We start from the raw sequence: 20100 nt of genomic DNA on the forward strand, positions 1-20100 counted from the left end.
AACGATCGCGGAACGGTAAAGGTTGCCGTACCCACTCCGAGCGGCGGAAAGTCGCGTGCGGGGCATTGGATCGGGTTTGGAATACTCCAGGAGTGCGACCCGACTTCGATCCCCTCGACGATCCGCCGTGGGCCATGCAGCTGGTGGTCCGGGCGGAGAAGGCCGATCCGCCCGCGCACGGCGCCGTCTGCGCGGCGGCCGCGGCGGCGGTCGTCCGGCTGCTCACCGACCCGCGGGCGACGGCGCCGGACGGCGAGTGGCGCGCGGCCGTCGAGGCGTGGGAGTCGCGCCGGATCCGCAAGGTGACGCGGCGGGCGCGGGGCGTCCGCTGGCCGGAGGCGCAGGCGCTGCCGGGCGTCACCGTCGAGCACGCGGGCGCGCAGGTGCGGGCGTTCCCGCCCGGCCCGGTGGCGGACGTCCCGCCGCAGCTCGCGAAACTGCAGGTCGCGGGGCTCGACCTGGCGGAGGCGGAGGAGCCGCCCCCGCCGCCCCCGGCCCCGTACGCGGCGATCGCCCTCCACCCGGACGTCACGATGACCACGGGGAAGGCGGCGGCGCAGTGCGGGCACGCCGCGCAACTGCTGCTGCGGCAGGGGAAGCGCAAGCACGTGGCGGCGTGGCTCGACGCGGGCGCGCGCGTGCACCTGACGCGGGACGTCCCGTGGCGGACGTGCGTGAAGGAGGCGGCGGTCGCGGTCCGCGACGGCGGCTTCACCGAGGTCCCGCCCGGCACGATGACCGCGATCGCCTGGATCGTCCGCTGACGCCCGGGGCGGGACGCGCCCGCCCCGGGCGGCATGGCGGCTAGCCCGGCAGCGTCACCGCCAGCGGGTCGATCCCGGCCTCCGCGATGAGCGCGGGCAGCCGGCGCGCGAACGGGTGGTGGTCCACCGGCAGCCCGCGCGGGTTGGCGATCACGAACCGGACGGCGTCGCCGTCGCGGCGCTCGTCCCACGTCGCGCCGACCGACCGCAGCACCGACTCGGCGGCGGCGGCGTCCCCGGCGCGCACCGACACCCGGATCGGCGCCTCGCGGTCCGGCAGCGCCGCCGCCGACCGGGACGCCTCCGCCGTGGCCGCCGCCCGCGGCCGCGGCGCCCGCTCCGGGTCGGGCCCGAGGATCGCGTTGCGCAGCAGCCCGGCCGTCCCGTCGGTGAACGCCCGGAAGTTCGGCTCGGCCGCGAACAGCACCGACCGTCCCGCGCCGACCGGCTGGTCGACGACCGCGGCCGTCCCGCCCAGTTCCTCGCCGCCGCGCTGGTAGCCGGAGACGAACCAGTCGGGGGAGCCGGTCCCGGGATAGCGGACGACGACGCCGCTGGACGCGCGCATCACCGCGTCGTACGAGGTGAAGTTCCAGACGGTGCCGCCGACGTCCTTCGCCAGCGGGCTGCCGCGGTCGACGGTCGCGCGGAACAGCGTGCCGGGGATGTCGGACGCGGGCTCGGCGAGCGTCGCGGTCGTCAGCCCGAGCCGGGCCGCGAGTTCCGTGCCGCCCTGCCAGCCGACGTACCGGCCGCCGCCGCGCGTCCACTCCTGCAGCGCCGCCCGTCCCGCCTCGCCGAGCGCGTCGTGCGCCGCGCCGGCGGGGCCGTCCGGGACCAGCAGGACGTCCACGCCGTCCAGCCGTCCGGACGCGACGTCGGACGGGTGCAGCAGCGTGAACGGGAGCCGCCAGTCGCGGTCGAGCCGGTGCCGCAGCCAGCCGGTCGACTGCCGCGCGGACGACGAGGTCTTCGACAGCTGCAGGACGCCGATCTCCGGCGCCTCGCCCGCGCGGTCCGGGCGCTCGGCGGGGACGGGCCGGACCGGACGGGCGCGGGGCCGGAGCTCGGCGCCGGACGAGCCGCCCGAGACGTTCGCCAGCAGCGGCAGGCTCCAGGCCGTCACGTCGTAGAAGTACGGGAACGGCGTGTAGGAGTCCTCGTTGAGCATGGCCTGGATCCAGTGCTTCTCCGGCTGGGCCATGGAGATCCAGTACGTGCCCGCCGGCAGGGTGGTCCTGCCCGCGGGACGCCCGTGCTCTTTGTAGTCCGGGACGGTCAGGGGCCGCGCGAGCCGTTCGACCTCGACGCCCATCCGCTGGAGCCGGCGGACGATCGTCCGGACCTCGTCGCGCTTCGCCCGGTCGTCGTCCCGCAGGAAGTAGTGCCGGACCTCGCGGTCGGGGACCGGGCGCACGACCTCGTTGCCCGGGTTGTAGACCCGGTTGGGTTCGAGCTCGCCCGCCTCGCCCTGCTGCCGGGCCTCGACCGACATCGCGCGCCATTCGGTGAGGAGCCGCTGCCGGTTGCGGGCGGCGGCCGACAGCGTCACCCACTGGCTGAGGTACTGCTCCGTCACGCGCTCCGGGAACGGGCTCTCGCCGCCCTTCTCGAAGGTCATCCCGGCCGCGTGGAACGCGCTCGTCGGCACCGTGTCGCCGTACCCCTGGTAGAAGAGGTCGTAGACATTGCGGTTGAAGAAGTCGATGCCGCGCGCCTCGAACTCGGCGGCCATCGCCGTCCCGTAGATCCCGTTGATCCACCCGATCGCCTGCTCGGGCGTCTCGTGGTAGATCGGGTCGGCGTTCGGCGGGAAGAAGTAGGACGTCCCGCCCATCTCGTGCGCGTCGATGTAGAGGACGGGCGGGTACTGGTTCAGCATCGCCAGCTTGGCGTCCGTCTCCGGCTGGGTGCGGGCGAACCAGTCGCGGTTCATGTCGAAGCCGTAGGCGTTCTCCCGGGTGCCGAGCTCGCGCCCGTCCGGGTTCTGCGTCGGCAGGACCACCACGAGCGCGTTGTCGAGGATGCGCTCCGCCGCGCAGTCCGTGCGGTCGCCGAGGTCGCGCAGCACTCGCAGGGCGGCGTCCGTCCCGCTGGGCTCGTCGCCGTGCACGTTCCCGCTGACCCACAGGATCGGGACGCCGGTCCGCGCGAGCCGCTCGGCGAGGCGGTCGGGGGTGCGCGGGTCGCGCAGCCGGTGCGCGTCCCGGCGCACCTTCGCCAGTCCCGCCTTCGTGACCAGCCGCGGCTCGCCCACGACGGCGTACTTCAGCGGGCGGCCCTGCGCGCTCGTGCCGAGGGTCCCGGACACGACGCGGTCGCTGCGCGCGGCGACCGTCTCCAGGTACCGGTCGGACTCGGCGGCGCTGACCGGCCGTTCGCCGAGGTCGAAGCCCAGGACGTCGGCGGGCGCCGGGACGTCGCCGCGGTACGCGGGCTCGGTTCGGGTGGGGGCGCAGGCCGCCGCGGGGGCCTCGGGGGACCGGGCGGCGGCGGGGGCCGCCACGGCGGCGGGTACCGCCAGGGACGCGGCCAGCGCCACCGACCACGTCGTCTTTCGCACTCTCATGCTCCAGAAAGTGGCATGGGGCACATCGTGCACCAAGGGCAACATCTGCCAAGATCGGCTTTTCCCGCCTCCGGACCCACAAACCTGCCAGTGATCAGTGGCGCCGGGTACTACCGCGCGGGCGCCGAACGTGGTTCCGTTCCGGGAACGACCGTTCGCCCGGAAGACCGGAGGCCGCGGATGCGCGCTGCGTTGACCACCGCCGACAAGACCATGATCGTGACCGACGTCCCGGACCCGGTCCCGCAGGAGGGGCAGCTCCTCGTCCGCACGCTCGCCTGCGGGATCTGCGGTTCCGACCTGCACGCCCTCCAGGACCCGGACGCCTTCATGGACACCACCCGGCGCTCCGGCGGCACCCCCCACGACCCCCGCGACGGCCTCGTCTTCGGGCACGAGTTCGCGGGCGAGATCGTCGACTACGGTCCCGGGACCGAGCGGAAGCTGCCGATCGGCGCCGCCGTCTGCGGGCCGCCCATCGGTATCGGCCCGCAGGGCTCGGGCATCATCGGCTACAACCCCGCCTACCCCGGCGGCTACGGCGAGTACATGATCCTCAACGAGGCCCTCACGCTGCCCGTCCCGGACGGGCTCGACCCGCGGACCGCCGCCATCACCGAGCCGTTCGCCGTCGGGACCCGCGCGGTCCTGCGCAGCGGGATCGCGGCGGGCTCCGTCGCGGTCGTCCTCGGCCTCGGCCCGATCGGGCTGGGCGTCGTCGCCGCCCTCAAGGCCCGCGGCCACGGCCCGGTGATCGCCGTGGACTTCTCCCCGAAGCGCCGCGCCCTCGCCGCGGGGCTCGGCGCCGACGAGGTGATCGACCCGGCCGCCGCGTCCCCCTACGACCGCTGGGCGGACCTCGGCGTCCCCACCGGCACCGTCGACCGCATCGCCGCCGAGCTGTTCGGCCTCGACGTGCGCCAGGCCGTCGTGTTCGAGTGCGTCGGCGTCCCGGGCATGCTCGGCGCCGCCGTCGAGGGCGCCCCCGCCGGCTCGACGATCATGGTGGTCGGGGTGTGCATGCAGCCGGACGAGATCGAGCCCGGCGTCGCGGTCAGCAAGGAGCTGACGATCCGCGGCACGTTCGGCGCGCTGCCCGCGGAGTACGGCGCCACGCTGACCGACATCGCCGAGGGCCGGATCGACGCCGGGTCCGTCATCACCGGCACCGTCGGCCTGGACGGGCTCGCGGACGCGTTCACCGAGCTGTCCCGGCCGGACCGGCACGCGAAGATCGTCGTCGTGCCGTGACCCGGTGCGGGCGCCGGGTCAGCGGCGCGGCAGCCGGTTGATCGCCGCCAGGGCGAGCTCCTGCGTCCGGGTCAGCCCCTCCGGCGGCGCCTCCTGCCCGGACGCCCGCGCCGCGCCGCCGACCTGCGCCTTCGCGCTCAGCCCGTACGACAGGAACAGCAGGACCACGAACCCGGCCAGATACAGCAGGTGCTCCAGCAGCCCGCCCCAGCGCGCGGTGTACACGTCCAGGACGGCGAACAGCGCGAAGCCCGCCATCCACCCGGCCAGCGGCGGCACGAACCAGGTGTCGCGGCGGCGCGCGATGGCCGCCGCGCTGATCAGCACCAGCACCGCCTGGACCGCCTTCGCCAGGACCAGGATCGTCCCCGACGGGCCGGACGCGAAGTAGTCCCCGACCTCCTCGCGCCGGTCGCCCCACAGCAGCGCCCCGCTGACCAGGCTCATCACCCCGTAGGCGAGGAGGAACACGCCCACGGTGTAGTGCTGCCGGTGCCACGTCGGGCTCTCCCCGGGCTTGGCCGCCCCGCTCGTCCCGCCCTGGACGGGCGGTGTGGGAGCCGGGGGCGGGGTCGGGCGCGGTGCCGGGACGGACGGCGCGGCCACCGGCGGCACGGGCTCGGGCGCCGGTAGCGGCGCCGGAGCCGTCGCGTCCGCCGGCTCGACCGGATCGGCGGGCCGCGGGACGGACGGGAGCGGCGCGGGCCGCGTCGCCTCCGCCTCCGACACGGGCTCCGACACAGGCTCGGGGGACGCGTCCGCCGGTTCGTCCTCGGACGGCGGCACGGGAAGCGGCGCGGGCCGCGTCGCCTCCGGCCCGGACGCCGCCCGCGGCCCGTCCTCCGGGTCCGCGCCGCCGTCGCCGCCGGACGGCGCGGGCAGCTCGGCCGTCCAGCCCTCCTTCGGCACCCGCGGGGACGGCTCGTCCACGAGGGTCTGCCCGGCGACGAGCTCGTCGCCCGTCCCGCCGCCGGCCTCCCCGGCGGTGTCCTCGACCGTGTCCTCGGCCGCCTCGTCGCGGGTCTCGCCGCCGTCCGCCGCGGTCTCCTCCGGCGTGCCGTCGCGCTTCGGCAGCCGCTGGTCCGGCCGTGTCCGCTCCGCCTCGGCGCCGCCCACGTCATCGCCCCCATCTCGCCGCTTGCCGTCTGCAATGCGCAAGATATCCCGGATGGCGGGCCGCCCGTCGACGCGCCGCGCCCGTCCGTCGCGGCACGCCCTGCTGACCTGCCCGAAGTGCTTGCACACGGGCCGGGGACACGGAAGGGTGACTCCTCGTCGGGCCGCCGGATCCACGAAGGAACGAGGATGACGCCTGACGGCATGGAGCCCGCGACGCCGACGAAGTCGCGGATCGAATACCTGGAAGAGCTCGGCGACGCGCTGGCCGCGCGCGGCTTCCGCGTGCGGCTCACGCTGCCCCGCGGGCAGTCGCCCGCGCTGCACGTGGCGAACCCGGACGCGTCCGCCCTGACCGAGAACATCCTCGTCGAGGAGGCCGCCGACGGCTGGTGGTTCTGGTGGTCGTGGTCGGAGCGGATCACCCTGGCCGACGACGTCGCCGGTGCGGCCGACCGCATCGCCGCCGTGCTCGCGTCGCCGCTCTGACGCGCCGGTTCAGCAGCGGAACCACGTGGTCGGCCGGTAGTCGTAGACGTTGTTCTCGTCGGCCATCACCAGCGCGAGCGCGCCCGCCATGGCCTCGGCCCCGCGGCGCTGCGCCCGGTACTCCCCGGGCGGCAGCGGCCGCAGCCCGAACGCCTCCGCGGCCTCGTCGTCGGCCTCCTCGGGGTCGCCGCCGTCGGGGTTCGCGCTGACCATGAACCGCAGGGCCTCCTCGAGATCGCGGCCGAGCACCTGGTAGCCGCCCTCGGAGTCGGCGTACAGGACCGGACGCCGGGGACCGTCGCCGCACAGGAAGTACGTGCCGCCCGTGCCGTGCCCGGCGAACGCGTACAGCGGGGCGCCGCAGTACAGGTGGACGGCCTCGACGTGCTCGTGCGGCATCGCGCAGTCGAGCCCGGCGAGGTGGTCCTGCAGCTCCTCGCTCTCCCAGATGCGCGTCAGCAGGTCGGGCAGCGGCGCCGGCTCGGGCGCGCCGAAGCCGAGCCAGCCCGCGGCCTCCAGCGGGTCCGAAGCGTCGGCGGGCACGAGGATCGCGGCCCCGTCCCAGGCGCCGCCGGACCGCACCACCACGCGGGCGGCCCGGCCGAGCAGCACCGCGGGGACGTCGTGGAGCGTCAGCTCGCACCCCGGATCGCCGGGGTCGGGCACGGGCCCGGCGACGCGCGCCAGCGGCGCCTCGGCGGCGAAGCGCGCCCAGCCCAGCCGGTCGACCGCGCAGCGCCGCAGGTCGGACGCGACCTGGTCGGCCGGGAGAAGGGCGGCGTACGAGGCGGCGCCGAACTCCCGTACCGCCCGTTCCCGCAGCTCCTCGTCGGACGCCCGGACGACGTCCGCCGCGCTCCACCCGGGATCGACGAGCCCGGCCGGCACGAGCTGCCCGCTCCAGCAGTGGTGCGCGAAGCCGTCCGCGTACCGGACGGCGGGCCCGTCCTCGCGGTGCAGCCGGCCCAGCGAATCGATGTGCGCCTCGACGGGCGGCGCGGCCACCACGGCGATGTCGTTGAGCGCCCACCACCAGCCCACGGCCGGGACCATGCGCAGCCGGGCCGCGAGGTCGCCGGTCCCGGGGACGCCGCCGTGGCGCACCGCCGCGAGGATGAGCAGCGCGTGGTGGTTCGGTGCGCGCACCGCCTCCCACACCCGCCGCCACCGCTTCCAGTCGTCCGGCCGCGGCGCCTCGGCGCAGGAGCGGAGCGCCGCAGACACCGCGTCCCAGTGCTCGGTGGGGAAGGCCGGGCGCAGGTCCCGCAGCAACCGCTCGTGCGCCCGCGCGGCGACGGCGGCGAAGAGTCCGGGATCGCCGGGCGACAGCGCCTCCTCCTTGAAGCGGTGGACGACGGCGGTGTTGATCGCCCAGGCGGGTTCGCCGACACGGCCGAGGACGGCCCGGACGTCCGGGCCGTCCAGGTCGTAGGACAGCTTGTGGGCCGAGTCGACCGGCGGGACCCGCCATCTCGCGGCGAGGGGCTCGTTCTCCTCGAAGGAGGAGGGTTCCGGTCCGCCGAAGGTGCCGTACGTCCCCTCCAGGCGCGCCGTCGCCGCACCGGCCCAGAGGTCGTGCGCCTCGGGGTGGCGGGCCCGGTCCAGATGCTCGTGGCCGTAGAGGAGGGTCCGCGCCGCTATCGCCCCCGCCAGGGGCGAGTCGAGCCAGACGACGGCCTTGGGGCGTCCCCACCCGCGGGCCTCGTACAGTTCCGCGATGGCCCGTTCGGCGTCGCCGCGGTCCGGTTCGGCCGCGGCGGCCTCCCACCGCCCGCACAGCTCGTCGACGAGGTGCCCGGCGCCGGTTCCTTCTGAGGTCATCGATGGCTCTCCGCTTTCGTCGCGACAGGACTCCACTCAGAGCCGCGCCGCGCCGGACAGGTTCCGGGGTCGCGCGGAACCCGGGAATGTTGATCCGGCGAACAATCCGGCGTCCGGGCCGGTCATGGGCTTGATCAGGTCGTTCGCCGGCAACGTGCGGTTCGCCTCGCGTTACTTGATTGTTACTGCCCACAACAAATTGGGCGGGGTCCGGGTCTGGCGCGACGGCCGGACGGGACATAAGTTGCGGGACACAACATTCACGCCGGTGGGGACGGGCCCGCACACCGGCGGAGAAAACCCCCCCGAGGCCGCTCTGCGGCCGACCCCCCAGAAAGGACCCGTGCAATGCGCAAGGGGATCCTCCGCCTGGCGGCGGCGTCCGCCGCCGCGGCACTGTCGCTCACGTCGCTCACCGCCTGCGGGGACGACTCCGAGGACGGCGCGGCCGGCGCGGCCGAGGGCAAGATCGGCGTGATCCTGCCCGACACGACGTCGTCGGACCGCTACGAGAGCTTCGACCGCCCGTACCTGGCCGAGGCGTTCAAGGCGGCGGGCGTCGAGTACGACATCCAGAACGCCGAGGGCTCGGCCCAGCGGTTCCAGACGATCGCCGAGCAGATGCTCACCAACGGCGTCACCGTCCTCATCGTGGACGGCATCGACTCCAACTCGGCCGCGGCCGTGCAGCGCCTGGCGAAGAACCGGGGCGTGCCGACGATCGACTACGACCGGCTCACCCTCGGCGGCGTCTCCGACTACTACGTGTCGTTCGACAACGTGGTCGTCGGCGAGCACCTCGGCAAGGGCCTGCAGGAGTGCCTCGGCGACGAGCAGTCGAACATCGTCTACCTGAACGGCGCCCCGACCGACAACAACGCGACGCTCTTCGCGCAGGGCTACCACGGCGTCCTCGACAAGGTCGCGAACTACAAGAAGGTCGCCGAGCAGGCCGTCCCGGACTGGAAGGCCGAAGAGGCCGCCACGCTGTTCGAGCAGATGTGGACCGAGCAGAAGGGCGAGATCGACGGCGTGCTCGCCGCCAACGACGGCATCGGCAACGCGGTCATCTCGATCCTGAAGAAGAACCAGGCCGCCGGAGAGGTCGCCGTGACCGGCCAGGACGCCACCCTGCAGGGCCTGCAGAACATCCTGGACGGCAACCAGTGCATGACCGTCTACAAGCCGATCAAGCAGGAGGCGGACGCCGCCGCGAAGCTCGCGGTGTCGCTGCTGAAGGGCGAGAAGGGCGAGACGAACGGCACCGTCAAGGACCCGAAGGGCAACCGGGACGTCCCGTCGGTGCTGCTCGAGCCGGTCACCGTCACCAAGGAGAACATCAAGCGGGTCGTCGACGACGGCTTCGTGAAGGCCGCGGAGCTGTGCGCGGGCGCCTACGCGCAGAAGTGCAAGGACGCCGGCGTCCAGTAAGGGCACGGCTCCCCGTTGACCTCGTGGCGGGCCCCCGCTCCCCGCGCCCCGGGTGCCCGGAACCCCGGGACGCGCCGGGGGCCCGCCACGGGCACGACCCCTGGAAGGAAACACGTGGCAGACAACGGTGACCCCGTACTGCGCCTGACCGGGCTCAACAAGAGCTTCGGCCCCGTCCACGTGCTGCACGACGTGGACTTCGCGGTGCGGCGCGGGGAGGTGATGGCCCTCGTCGGCGACAACGGCGCGGGAAAGTCCACCCTCATCAAGTGCATCGCCGGGATCCATCCCGTCGACTCGGGCCGGATCGAGTTCGAGGGCCGCCCGGTGACCATCGACGGCCCGCGCGCCGCCGCCGACCTCGGCATCGAGGTCGTCTACCAGGACCTCGCGCTCGCCGACAACCTCGACATCGTCCAGAACATGTTCCTCGGCCGGGAGCGGCGGAAGTTCGCCGTGCTGGACGAGGCGTCCATGGAGAAGGCGGCCCGCGAGACGCTCGCGCGGCTGTCGGTCCGGACGGTCAAGTCGGTGCGGCAGCAGGTGTCGAACCTGTCGGGCGGGCAGCGGCAGACGGTCGCGATCGCCAAGGCCGCCCTGTGGGAGTCGAAGGTCGTCATCCTGGACGAGCCGACGGCCGCGCTCGGCGTCGCGCAGACCGAGCAGGTGCTGGACCTGGTGCGGCGGCTCGCCGACACCGGCCACGCCGTCGTGCTGATCTCGCACAACATGAACGACGTGTTCCGGGTGGCCGACCGGATCACCGCCCTCTACCTCGGACGGGTCGCGGCGGACGTCGCGCGCTCCGAGGTCACCCACGGCCAGGTCGTGGAGCTCATCACCGCCGGCCGTTCCGGTGATCTCGGCCTCGCGCCGACGACCGCCGCCGAGAACATCTGAAAAGGGGCAGCAGGTGTCCACCGAAATCCCCGAAGGCAAGAAGGCCGCCGTGAAGCTGGCGGACTCGGACTTCGCCACCGACCTGCGCGAGCACGACCTGCGGTCGGCGCTGCTCGACTACTGGGGCCGCCTGCGGGCCGGCGAGCTGGGCGCCCTGCCCGCCGCGCTCGGCCTGATCTCCCTGGTCGTGCTGTTCACCGCCCTCAAGCCCGAGACCTTCCTGAGCAACACCAACATCGCGAACCTGTTCACCCAGGCGCTCCCCATCTCGCTGCTCGCGATGGGCCTGGTGTTCGTGCTGCTCCTCGGCGAGATCGACCTGTCGGCGGGCGTGACGAGCGGCGTCACCGCGGCGGTCCTCGCCAAGCTGCTCACCGACGCCGGATACGCCTGGCCGGTCGCGGTGCTCAGCGCCCTCGCCGCCGGGATCGTCATCGGCGCCGTGATCGGCTGGCTGGTCGCGGTGGTGCGGATCCCCTCGTTCGTCGTCACGCTGGCGTTCTTCCTCGGCCTCCAGGGCGTCATCCTGTGGCTCATCGGCGAGGGCGGCACGGTCGCCGTCCGCGACGACGTCATCGTGGCGCTCGCCAACCGCAACATGCCGATCTGGGTCGGCTGGACGCTCGCCATCGCCTGCTCGGCCGGCTACGCGGGCCTGCAGCTGCTGCGCTGGCGGCGGCAGCGCTCCGCGGGCCTGCACTCCCGCCCGCTGCAGCTCGTCCTCGTCCAGTCCGGCGCCATCGCCGCGGCGCTGCTCATCGGCACCGCCGTGCTGAGCGTCGACCGCGCGCCCAGCCCGCTGGCCGTCGTCGCGGGCGTCCCGTGGGGCGTGCTGCTGGTCGGCGTCCTGCTGATCGGCTGCACGTTCGTCCTCACCCGGACGCCGTTCGGACGGCACGTGTACGCGGTCGGCGGCAACGCGGAGGCCGCGCGGCGGGCCGGCATCAACGTCACCCGCATCCGGATCTCCGTCTTCATGATCGGGTCGGGGCTGGCGGCGGTCAGCGGCATCGTCGCGGCGTCCCGGCTGATGTCGGTCAACACCGCGGCGGGCGGCGGCGACACCCTGCTGTACGCGGTCGGCGCCGCGGTGATCGGCGGGACGAGCCTGTTCGGCGGCCGCGGCAAGGCGCGGGACGCGATCCTCGGCGGCCTGGTCATCGCGATGATCCAGAACGGGCTCGGGCTGATCGGGACGTCGGCGTACCTGACGCTGCTCATCACCGGCCTCGTGCTGCTGTTCGCCGCGAGCATCGACGCGCTGGCCCGCCGGCGGCGCAGCGCCGCGGGCAGATGAACCGGCCCGGCGACCACCGGGAGCCGATGGCGCGCGCCGTCGGCTCCCCGGTCGCGCCCGCCGGCCCGTCCGGGTTCCCCGCTCCGGACGGGCCCGCGGGCGTTTCCGCGCCGTGGGCGACCGCTGATACGCTCGGCGTCCACGGCCGCGCGGGACGCGGCGGCGCGGCACGGTGGGAGCCCAGCGGGATGTCCAGAACTCCTGTTCTCGACCTGCGCGGCATCGACAAGAGCTTCGGTTCGGTCCAGGTGCTGCACGACGTCTCCTTCGCCGCCCATCCGGGCGAGGTCACCGCCCTCGTCGGCGACAACGGCGCCGGCAAGACCACCCTCGTCAAGTGCATCGGCGGCGTCCACGCGATCGACCGCGGCGAGTACCGCTTCGAGGGACGCCCGGTGCGGCTCGGCAGCCCCCGCGCGGCGTCGTCCCTCGGCATCGAGGTCGTCCACCAGGACCTCGCGCTGTGCGAGAACCTCGACATCGTGGAGAACCTCTTCCTCGGCCGGGAGCGGCGCCGCGGCCTCGCGCTCGACGAGGAGACCATGGAGGACATGGCCCGCCGCACCCTGTCCGGGCTGTCGGTCCGGACGGTCGACTCGGTGCGGCGGCGGGTGGCGCACCTGTCGGGCGGGCAGCGGCAGACGGTCGCGATCGCCCGCGCCGTGCTGTGGGACTGCAAGGTCGTCGTCCTGGACGAGCCCGCGGCGGCCCTCGGCGTCGTGCAGACCCAGCAGGTCCTGGAGATCGTGCGGCGGCTCGCCGACCGGGGCCTCGCGGTCGTGCTGATCTCGCACAACATGAACGACGTGTTCGCCGTCTCCGACCGCATCTGCGCGCTCTACCTCGGCCGGACCGCCGCGCAGGTGCGGACGGCCGACGTCACGCACCGGCAGGTCGTCGAACTGATCACCTCGGGCGTCAGCGGCGACCTGGGGCTGCGCCGATGAGGGCGGGACCGTCGCAGGAGGACGTCCGGCGGCACAACCTCGGGACGCTGCTGCGCTTCGTGCACCTGCGGGGCCCCGCGTCCCGCGCGACGCTCGCCGAGTCGCTGGGCCTCAACCGCAGCACGATCATGGCGCTGACGTCCGATCTAACCGCGGCCGGGCTCGTCCGCGAGGAGCTGCCGCGCGGGCCCGGGCGGCGCGCGGGGCGCCCGTCGCTCGTCGTCCGTCCGGAGTCCACGCGGGTGTACGTGCTGGCGTTCGAGGTCGCGGTGGACCGCTTCGTCGTCGCGCGGGTCGGCCTCGGCGGGGTGATCCTGGACCGGCGGGAGGGCCGCCGGGCCCGCGACTCCGACCCGGCCGAGTTGCTCGGCACGCTCGTGGCGGGCGCCCGCTCGCTCGTCCGCAAGGCCGAGCGGGACGCGGTCTGCGTCGGCGCCGCGCTGGGCTTCCCCGGAACGGTCCGCCGCGCCGACGACGCGATCATGTTCGGCCCGAACCTGGACGTCGGCGACCTGCCGCTGGGCGACGCGCTGTCGCGCCGCCTCGGCCTCGGCATCCCCGTGTCGGTCTGCAACGACGCCAACCTGGGCGCGCTCGCCGAGCACGAGCGGGGCACCGGGGTGGGCTGCGACAACCTCATCTACCTGCACGGCGACGTCGGCGTCGGCGGCGGGATCATCGTCGGCGGGCGGCTGCTCGGCGGCGACGAGGGGTTCGGCGGCGAGGTCGGGCACATGGTCGTCAACCCGGGCGGGCGGCGCTGCGCGTGCGGGTCGAAGGGCTGCCTGGAGGCCGAGGTGGGGGAGCGGACGCTGCTGTTCCACGCCGGCCGCGAGGAACGCCCCGACCAGGTGGGGCGGGACGCGGTGCGCGCCGTCGTGGACGCCGCCGACCGGGGCGACATCGTGGCGCGGGAGGCGCTGCACCGCGTCGGGACGTGGCTCGGCCTCGGCGTCGCGAACCTGGTCAACATCTTCAACCCGGGCCTGGTGGTGTTCGGCGGGACGCTCCGCGACATCTACCTGGGGGCGGCCGCGCAGGTCCGCAGCGTGCTGGCGCAGGGCGCGCTGGCCGCGCCGCGCGACAAGGTCCGGTTGCGGACGGCCGCGCTGGGCGACGACACGACGCTCGTCGGCGCCGCCGAGTTCGCGTTCGCGGAGGTCCTGGCCGACCCGGTGCAGGTGCTGGCCCGGCTGCGGACGCCGGAGAACGAGCCCGTCTAGCGGGCGCGCGGGCGCCGGTGGTCAGGCGAGGCCGCCGTAGCCGCCCCGGTAGAAGATCAGCGGGTCGTCGTCGGCGTGCTTGTCGAGCTCGTGCACCCGGGCGACGACGATCACGTGGTCGCCCGCGGCGTGCTCCCGCTCGACCGAGCACTCGATCCACGCGAGGGCGCCGTCGATCAGCGGGGCGCCGCCGGGCGACGGGGTCCAGCCGATGCCGGCGAACTTGTCGCCGCCCCTGGCCGCGAGCCGCCGGCTGACGTCCCGCTGCGGCTCGCCGAGGATGTTCACGCACAGCCGCCCGGCGGCGCGCAGCCGCGGCCACGTGCTGCTGGTGTGCGCCACGCAGAACGCGACGAGCGGCGGGTCGAGCGAGACGGACGTGAAGGAGTTCGCCACCAGGCCCAGGGGGGTCCCGGTGCCCGGCTCGACGGCGGTGATGGCGACCACGCCGGTCGCGAAGCGGCCCAGCACCGAGCGGAACCGGGCGGCGTCGATGTCGGTGACCGGCGGCGCCTCGGACGCCGCCGCGCCGCCCGGGCGCACGGTCGTCGGGGGCACGGTCGGGGGCGCGGTCGGGGGCGCGGTCGTCGGCGATGCCGCGGCGGCTCCGTCGAGCATGGACGCAATCCCTCCTCGTGGGCGTTCGCGCGTCGCGCGCGGTGCACGGCGCACGTCCAGTACAGCCGACCAACGGGGAAGCTGATTCCCAAAGGGGACGAACTCGGTCAAAGGTCCTGGTCGGGCCTAGGTCGGCGGTCGGAGGGGACGCCCGCGCTCAGCGGCGCGGGGCCGGTTCGATGTTCTGGTTCGCGCGGAAGAAGTTGTCGGGATCGTAGGTCCGCTTGATCTCCGCGAGCCGGTCGTAGTGGTCGCGGTAGGTCGCCAGGACCCGCTCCCGGCCCTCGCCCGCTCCCATGAAGTTCACGTACGAGCCGCCCATCGAGTACGGGAGCATGGCCTCCCAGTAGTCGACGCACCACCGCCGGATCGCCTCGGCGTTGGCGGGGTCGGGGTCGACTCCGGCGAGGACGCCGGACCAGACGGCGTCGCGGTAGCTCCAGGCGGTGCCGTCCGGGTCGACCCGGTGGGCGGCGCCGTCGACCGGGTAGAGGTGCATGAGCGACAGAGGGGTGGGGACCTTCTCGCCGTACTCGAGGTGCACGTCCAGAGCGGCGTCGGGGATGCGGTCGAAGAAGTGGCCGCGCCAGTACCACTGGTACCCGGGAGGGATCAGGTCGTCGAACATGCTCTGGACGGCGGGGTAGGGCATGGGCGACGCGAAGTGGAACGTGGGCGTGCCCGGTTCGCCGATCGAGGCGAACGTCTCCTCGAAGCGGCTGGGATCCCCGGTGTGGCACCAGACGACGCCGCACATCTTCCGGCCGTGGATCTCCGCGGGGAAGGGCGGGGCGGGCGGGATGACGAACATGGTGTAGAAGCCGTACACGTCCTCCGGTGCCTGCGGGAGGAACTCGCGGTACCAGGAGAGCACCTCGCGGGTGCGCTCGACGGGCCACACGGTGATCGCCATCCCGACCGTGTCCACCGGGTGGAGCCGGTAGGTCAGGGAGGTGACGACGCCGAAGTTCCCGCCGCCGCCGCGCAGCGCCCAGAACAGGTCGGGATGCTCGTTCTCGTCGGCGGTGACGAAGCTCCCGTCGGCCAGGACGACGTCCGCGGCCAGCAGATTGTCCACCGTCAGCCCGTACCTGCGCGTGAGGTAGCCGTGGCCGCCGCCGAGGGTGAGGCCCGCGGCGCCGGTCGAGGACACGATCCCGGCGGGCGCGGCGAGGCCGAAGGCGTGGGTCGCGTGGTCGAGGTCGCCGAGCAGGGCGCCGCCGCCGACCTGCGCGGTCCGGGCGGCGGGATCGACCCGCACCCACCGCATCGGCGACAGGTCGATGGTGACGCCCTCGTCCACCAGGCAGAGCCCCGGCCCGCTGTGCCCGCCGCCGCGGACGGCCGGTTCCAGCCCGGCGTCGCGGACGACCGCGACCGCCGCCATCACGTCGGCGGTGTCCGCGCACCGTACGATCGCGGCCGGATGCTTGTCGATCATCGCGTTGTAGACCTTGCGGGCCTCGGCGTACGCGGCGTCCCGCGGATCGATGACCGGTCCGCGCACGCTGGAGCGCAGCGCCTCCATTGTCGCGCTGTTCATGATGTTCTCCCCGGACGAGCGGGGCCGCACGACCGGGCGCCCGACCTCCGGCCACGCCTCGCGGCGGCCGCCGGTGCGCTCGAGTGCCGTGCCGGCCTGTACGCAGGCCGCCCTGCCCGGCCCTCCGCCAGAGAAAACCGCACTAAGCGGCATATAGACGACAATTGGGTTTAAATCTCCACCGTGCTCAGCGGCGGCGGGGGTCGGCGGGCGTGGCCGCCGCGCCGTAGCGCATGCCGAGCGCAGTCCCGGACGACGCGGCGCACAGGCCGTCCAGGACCAGCCGGCCCGCGCGCGCCAGCCGCGCCCGGGTCCGCGCGGACACCCGCGGCCCTTCGCGCAGCGCGATCCACGCGGCCCAGCCCACCGCGACGACCGCCCAGTACGACACCAGCCGGTACAGCGCGACGGCCGCGACCGCCGGGGCCAGCCCGGCGCCGAGCGCCACCAGTGCCGCCGCCATGCTCGTCTCGATCGCGCCGAGCCCGCCCGGCAGCACCGGCAGCGCGCTGCCCGCCGCCTGCGCCGCGAAGTACGCGAGCGCGACGCCGTGCGGCGGCACCGCGATCCCCACCGCGTGAGCCGCCGCGAACAGCGCCAGGATGTCGAAAGCCCAGTTGAGGACCGCCAGCGCGGCGAGCACCGCCCAGTCGCGCCCGGTCGGCCGCAGCACGTCCCGCGCCTCGGCCAGCGCGGCCGCCGCCCGCTCCGCGTGCGGAGCCAGCCGCGGATGCGCGACCACCTTGCCGCCCGCCCGGCGCAGCGCCTCCGCCGCCGCGCGGCGCGCGCCCGGCCGCAGCAGCACGGGCGCGGCGAGCAGCGCCGCCGCGGCCGGGACGGCGAGCGCCGCCAGCACCGGCCCGCGCGAGCGCGGCTCCGCCAGCAGCGCCGCCGCCCCGATCGCCGTGTACGCCGACGTCGTGATCACGCCGCCCGCCAGGATCACCGCGGTCGCCAGCCGGGCCGGCGCACCGCCCCGCCGGAACTGCCGGAACGTGTAGACGACGCTCACCGCCGGGCCCGCCGGGAGGGTCGTCGACAGCGCGTTCCCCGCGTAGGTGATCGCGAAGGCGCGGCGCAGCGACATCCGCAGCCCGCCGACGCGCAGCAGCCGCCGCTGCAACCGGGCGAACGCGCCCATCGACGCCGCCCCGCCCACCACGACCAGGGCCAGCCACAGCGGATCGGCCCGCTCGGCGGCGGCCCGCAGCGCCCCCGGATCGGGGAGCCGGTCGCGGTTCAGGACGAGCGCCGCGACGGCGCCGAGCGCCAGCGCCCACTGGACGGCGACGCCCGCGCGCCGCCACCGCGCACGGGGACGTTCCGCGACCACCCGCTCCATGCCCGCTCACCCCGCAAGATCGTTTTACGGTGCGAACTTACGGTCGGTGTCGGACATTCCCGGGTGGCCGGATGCGGAACCGGCGGACCCGTCCCGGGGACGGCCCGCCGCGGGGGGCGCCCCGCCTCAGGGGCGGTTCGTCGGGTTCACCGCGTCCGACTCGGCGGGGCCGTCCCGGTCGGGCCAGCGCTCGTCCTCGCCGGGCCGGGCGGCCTGCTCGTCGTACTCGGCGACGCTCAGGCCGTCCCGGTCCTGGTCCGGTTCCTCGATGACGTGGTCCGCGGGCGGATCCTGGACGTACTGCTCGGTCAGGGCGATCTCCTCGGCCTGCTCGTCGTCGCCCATGTCGTCCATGTCGTCGCGGAAATCTCTGTCCTCTCCAGGGTTGCGCTGCCTCATGCCCCCGGTGTGCCCGCAGCCCGGCGCCCTATGCGGCCGGGCGGTCCCGGACGGCGACGAGCCCGCCGACCACGCCGACGAACGCCGTGCCGTCCGGGCCGATCGTGACCGGCGCCCAGTTGTTGTCGAACCACTTGCCCGTCCCCGTCAGCACCTTGTAGACGGTCCGGCCGCTGTGGACGTCGACCGCCGTGAGGTACCAGGCGTCGACGAGGTCGCGGCGCGGCTCCTTCGTGTACACGTACAGCAGCCCGGCCGGGACCGACACCTTCGGGACGGTCGACGGCGAACGCTCCGCGCTCGTCCACACGGTGCGGCAGCCCTCGCCGTCGGCGTCGACGTCCACGCGGGCGAGCCCGCCCGTCGTCGAGCCGCCCGGCGGCAGCTCGAAGAAGTTGCGGTAGCCGTGGTTGTTCTCGATGAACAGGCTGTCGCCGTACCCGACCAGCGAGTTGTCCGTCGCGCTCCGCCCGCTGCCGAACACCGGCTCCGTGCAGACGAGGCTCCCGTCGTCCCGCCGCCGCACGACCACGTTCATCCGGTCGTCGGCGTTGTCGGTGATCGCCACGTACGCGTCGCCGAGCAGCGTGGGCGTCGTCCCCGACCCCTGGTCGATCTGCCCCGGCTTGCGGCCCGAACCCCGGTCGTACGTCTCGCGCCAGACGGTTCGCGGCATGCCGGTCGCGTCGGCCCGCATCGCGTACAGCGCGTGGTCGGACACGATCGAGACGCCGTCCTCGCCGGCGGCGAACGAGTTCTGGATCTGCTCGCCGCCCGCCAGCCGCGTCACCCGCACCGTCCCGGTGTCCGGATCGACCGTGCCGATGCGCCCGCCCCGCGTGACCCACCAGATCAGGCCCGTCCAGTCCGGCCCGACCGCGGTGATCGGGTCGCACTCGCCCTTCGGCCACGGGTTCGTCCACGTCGCGCAGTCGTGCGGCAGGTACGGGCTCAGGTCCCAGTCGTCGACGACCTCGAACCGCCACCGCCCGTCCGGGCCCTTCTCGTGGGCGAACCGGCGCAGGTGGAACTCGGAGTCGGCGAGCACCGCGCGGTCCTGCGGGTCGAGGTAGTAGTACGCCCCGCCGGACGTGTCGGTGAAGACCTTGTCGAGACTCAGCGAGAACACCGCCTCGACCGTGGACGGACGCGGCGGAAGCCGGAACGTCGCGAGATCCTCCAGCGTCCGCGGATCGATCAGCCGCAGCATGAAGTTCTGCCCCCGCGTGCACTGCGCGACGATCAGCCCGCTCCTCTTCGCGAACGTCACCGTCGAGCACAGCCCCGGGAGCCCGCCGCCCTTCGCCTCGTCCAGGACCTCCGGGTTCCGGCCCAGGGGCCCGAGGAACGGGTAGGTGTCGGACGCGTAACTGTCCGCGTGCATCGACGACTTCCCGACCGGGCCCATGTGCGGGTTCGCCGGGACCGGGTCGCCGGGCAGCGGCCGCGGCGTCGCCGGCCCGCCGACGAACTCCGGGACGAGCCCCGTGCCGGGGCCGTCGGGAATCGGGTCCGCGCCCGCCGCGGACGGCAGCAGCGCCGCCGCCAGCGCGACGGGAAGCACGGCCGCGAGCAAAGCTCTGCGCATCGGGCAACTCCTCGTCAGGACGTCGCCCCGTTCGCGCCGCCGGGGACGTTCACCGCATCGTCGATATGATCGTTCCGACCGCCCGGATGGTTACCATCCCCGCATGGCCGTGAAAGCAGTGATCTTCGACTGGGGCGGCACCCTGACCCCGTGGCACGACATCGACCTCGGCGACATGTGGCGCGCCGTCTGCACCGCCCACCTGCCCGCCGACGACGTCGAGCGGGTCGCCGCCGCGCTGCTGGAGGCGGAACTCGAGCTGTGGCGGCGCGGCGAGAAAGAGCACCGCAGCGCCACCCTCGCCGAGGTCTTCGAGCGCGCGGACGCCGGACTGGAGCTCACCGAGGCGCTCCTGGAGACCCACTTCGAGACCTGGACCCCGCACACCCTCACCGACCCGGCCGTCCCCGGGCTGTTCCGCGCCCTCCGCGACCGCGGCATCAAGATCGGCGTCCTGTCCAACACGATGTGCGGGCGCGACTGGCACGAGCGCGTCTTCGCCCGCGACGACGTCCTCGACCTCCTCGACGGCGCCGTCTACTCCAGCGAGATCCCCTGGACCAAGCCGCACGCCGAGGCGTTCCGCGCCGCGATGGACGCCGTCGGCGTCCCCGACCCCGCGTCCTGCGTCTTCGTCGGCGACCGCCCCTACGACGACGTCCACGGGGCCAAGTCGGCCGGGCTCCGGGCCGTCCAGATCCACCACCAGACCACCCACGCGTTCACCCGGCCCGGCCTCGCGCCCCCCGACGCCCTCATCCACCGGCTCGACGAGCTGCTCCCGCACCTCGACGCGTGGTGA

17 protein-coding genes are annotated in these 20100 nt (G+C 74.4%); 9 read left to right on the forward strand and 8 right to left on the reverse strand.

Annotated features, from left to right (window positions below):
- Positions 1-92 precede the first annotated feature (92 nt).
- Positions 93-764: a hypothetical protein gene (locus tag AB0L25_RS22775; RefSeq protein ID WP_500174647.1), complete on the forward strand. Its 672-nt coding sequence runs from the start codon at positions 93-95 to the stop codon at positions 762-764.
- 40 nt (positions 765-804) lie between these two features.
- On the opposite strand, the gene AB0L25_RS22780 is transcribed toward AB0L25_RS22775, so the two are convergent.
- Positions 805-3333 (reverse strand): M14 family zinc carboxypeptidase, encoded by a 2529-nt coding sequence (locus tag AB0L25_RS22780; protein ID WP_500174648.1) that lies wholly within the window; start codon positions 3331-3333, stop codon positions 805-807.
- 180 nt (positions 3334-3513) lie between these two features.
- Here AB0L25_RS22780 and AB0L25_RS22785 point away from each other — a divergent pair, with 180 nt between their 5' ends.
- Positions 3514-4584 carry a zinc-binding dehydrogenase gene (locus AB0L25_RS22785; protein ID WP_500174649.1) on the forward strand — a complete coding sequence of 357 codons (1071 nt, stop codon included), beginning with the start codon at positions 3514-3516 and terminating at the stop codon, positions 4582-4584.
- Positions 4585-4602: 18 nt separating this feature from the next.
- Here AB0L25_RS22785 and AB0L25_RS22790 read toward each other — a convergent pair whose 3' ends face one another.
- Positions 4603-5700 carry a hypothetical protein gene (locus AB0L25_RS22790; RefSeq protein WP_500174650.1) on the reverse strand — a complete coding sequence of 366 codons (1098 nt, stop codon included), beginning with the start codon at positions 5698-5700 and terminating at the stop codon, positions 4603-4605.
- A gap of 189 nt (positions 5701-5889) precedes the next feature.
- Here AB0L25_RS22790 and AB0L25_RS22795 point away from each other — a divergent pair, with 189 nt between their 5' ends.
- Positions 5890-6189: a hypothetical protein gene (locus AB0L25_RS22795; protein WP_500174651.1), complete on the forward strand. Its 300-nt coding sequence runs from the start codon at positions 5890-5892 to the stop codon at positions 6187-6189.
- 9 nt (positions 6190-6198) lie between these two features.
- Here AB0L25_RS22795 and AB0L25_RS22800 read toward each other — a convergent pair whose 3' ends face one another.
- Positions 6199-8010, reverse strand: coding sequence for a DUF6745 domain-containing protein (locus AB0L25_RS22800; protein WP_500174652.1), 1812 nt, complete (start codon positions 8008-8010; stop codon positions 6199-6201).
- Positions 8011-8358: 348 nt separating this feature from the next.
- On the opposite strand from AB0L25_RS22800, the gene AB0L25_RS22805 reads away from it, so the two are divergent.
- The 5 genes from AB0L25_RS22805 (at position 8359) to AB0L25_RS22825 (ending at position 13808) form a co-directional block, all read left to right on the forward strand.
- Entirely contained in the window at positions 8359-9441 is a 1083-nt protein-coding gene (locus AB0L25_RS22805; RefSeq protein ID WP_500174653.1) for a sugar ABC transporter substrate-binding protein, read from the forward strand.
- A gap of 114 nt (positions 9442-9555) precedes the next feature.
- Positions 9556-10341: an ATP-binding cassette domain-containing protein gene (locus tag AB0L25_RS22810; protein ID WP_378303168.1), complete on the forward strand. Its 786-nt coding sequence runs from the start codon at positions 9556-9558 to the stop codon at positions 10339-10341.
- Positions 10342-10354: 13 nt separating this feature from the next.
- Positions 10355-11638, forward strand: coding sequence for a sugar ABC transporter permease (locus AB0L25_RS22815; protein ID WP_500174654.1), 1284 nt, complete (start codon positions 10355-10357; stop codon positions 11636-11638).
- A gap of 188 nt (positions 11639-11826) precedes the next feature.
- Positions 11827-12585: an ATP-binding cassette domain-containing protein gene (locus AB0L25_RS22820; protein WP_500174678.1), complete on the forward strand. Its 759-nt coding sequence runs from the start codon at positions 11827-11829 to the stop codon at positions 12583-12585.
- A complete protein-coding gene (locus AB0L25_RS22825) occupies positions 12582-13808 on the forward strand; it encodes an ROK family transcriptional regulator (protein WP_500174655.1) in 1227 nt (408 codons plus the stop codon). The genes AB0L25_RS22820 and AB0L25_RS22825 overlap by 4 nt, the downstream gene beginning before the upstream one ends.
- A 21-nt stretch (positions 13809-13829) precedes the next feature.
- Here the strand turns inward: AB0L25_RS22825 and AB0L25_RS22830 are convergent, their stop codons facing one another.
- The 5 genes from AB0L25_RS22830 to AB0L25_RS22850 all read right to left on the reverse strand — a co-directional run bounded on the left by AB0L25_RS22830 (position 13830) and on the right by AB0L25_RS22850 (position 19298).
- A complete protein-coding gene (locus tag AB0L25_RS22830) occupies positions 13830-14426 on the reverse strand; it encodes a flavin reductase family protein (protein ID WP_500174656.1) in 597 nt (198 codons plus the stop codon).
- 157 nt (positions 14427-14583) lie between these two features.
- A complete protein-coding gene (locus AB0L25_RS22835) occupies positions 14584-15969 on the reverse strand; it encodes an FAD-binding oxidoreductase (RefSeq protein WP_500174657.1) in 1386 nt (461 codons plus the stop codon).
- Between the two features lie 187 nt (positions 15970-16156).
- Positions 16157-17311, reverse strand: coding sequence for a lysylphosphatidylglycerol synthase transmembrane domain-containing protein (locus AB0L25_RS22840; RefSeq protein WP_500174658.1), 1155 nt, complete (start codon positions 17309-17311; stop codon positions 16157-16159).
- 126 nt (positions 17312-17437) lie between these two features.
- Entirely contained in the window at positions 17438-17710 is a 273-nt protein-coding gene (locus AB0L25_RS22845; protein ID WP_500174659.1) for a hypothetical protein, read from the reverse strand.
- A gap of 28 nt (positions 17711-17738) precedes the next feature.
- Positions 17739-19298 carry a hypothetical protein gene (locus AB0L25_RS22850; protein WP_500174660.1) on the reverse strand — a complete coding sequence of 520 codons (1560 nt, stop codon included), beginning with the start codon at positions 19296-19298 and terminating at the stop codon, positions 17739-17741.
- A 103-nt stretch (positions 19299-19401) separates the two neighbouring features.
- On the opposite strand from AB0L25_RS22850, the gene AB0L25_RS22855 reads away from it, so the two are divergent.
- The gene (locus tag AB0L25_RS22855) at positions 19402-20100 is read left to right on the forward strand and encodes an HAD family hydrolase (protein ID WP_500174661.1); all 699 of its coding nucleotides are present in this window, start codon (positions 19402-19404) and stop codon (positions 20098-20100) included.

It is taken from the genome of Spirillospora sp. NPDC052242 (genome assembly GCF_040679555.1).
Lineage (GTDB): Bacteria > Actinomycetota > Actinomycetes > Streptosporangiales > Streptosporangiaceae > Spirillospora.

Bases quoted from the DNA above. Each gene is read 5' to 3' on its own strand.
- AB0L25_RS22800 (WP_500174652.1), bottom strand. From the start codon at position 8,010: ATGACCTCAGAAGGAACCGGCGCCGGGCACCTCGTCGACGAGCTGTGC.
- AB0L25_RS22805 (WP_500174653.1), top strand. From the start codon at position 8,359: ATGCGCAAGGGGATCCTCCGCCTGGCGGCGGCGTCCGCCGCCGCGGCA.
- AB0L25_RS22830 (WP_500174656.1), bottom strand. From the start codon at position 14,426: ATGCTCGACGGAGCCGCCGCGGCATCGCCGACGACCGCGCCCCCGACC.
- AB0L25_RS22820 (WP_500174678.1), top strand. From the start codon at position 11,827: ATGTCCAGAACTCCTGTTCTCGACCTGCGCGGCATCGACAAGAGCTTC.
- AB0L25_RS22850 (WP_500174660.1), bottom strand. From the start codon at position 19,298: ATGCGCAGAGCTTTGCTCGCGGCCGTGCTTCCCGTCGCGCTGGCGGCG.
- AB0L25_RS22825 (WP_500174655.1), top strand. From the start codon at position 12,582: ATGAGGGCGGGACCGTCGCAGGAGGACGTCCGGCGGCACAACCTCGGG.
- AB0L25_RS22845 (WP_500174659.1), bottom strand. From the start codon at position 17,710: ATGAGGCAGCGCAACCCTGGAGAGGACAGAGATTTCCGCGACGACATG.
- AB0L25_RS22795 (WP_500174651.1), top strand. From the start codon at position 5,890: ATGACGCCTGACGGCATGGAGCCCGCGACGCCGACGAAGTCGCGGATC.
- AB0L25_RS22840 (WP_500174658.1), bottom strand. From the start codon at position 17,311: ATGGAGCGGGTGGTCGCGGAACGTCCCCGTGCGCGGTGGCGGCGCGCG.
- AB0L25_RS22855 (WP_500174661.1), top strand. From the start codon at position 19,402: ATGGCCGTGAAAGCAGTGATCTTCGACTGGGGCGGCACCCTGACCCCG.
- AB0L25_RS22780 (WP_500174648.1), bottom strand. From the start codon at position 3,333: ATGAGAGTGCGAAAGACGACGTGGTCGGTGGCGCTGGCCGCGTCCCTG.
- AB0L25_RS22835 (WP_500174657.1), bottom strand. From the start codon at position 15,969: ATGAACAGCGCGACAATGGAGGCGCTGCGCTCCAGCGTGCGCGGACCG.
- AB0L25_RS22785 (WP_500174649.1), top strand. From the start codon at position 3,514: ATGCGCGCTGCGTTGACCACCGCCGACAAGACCATGATCGTGACCGAC.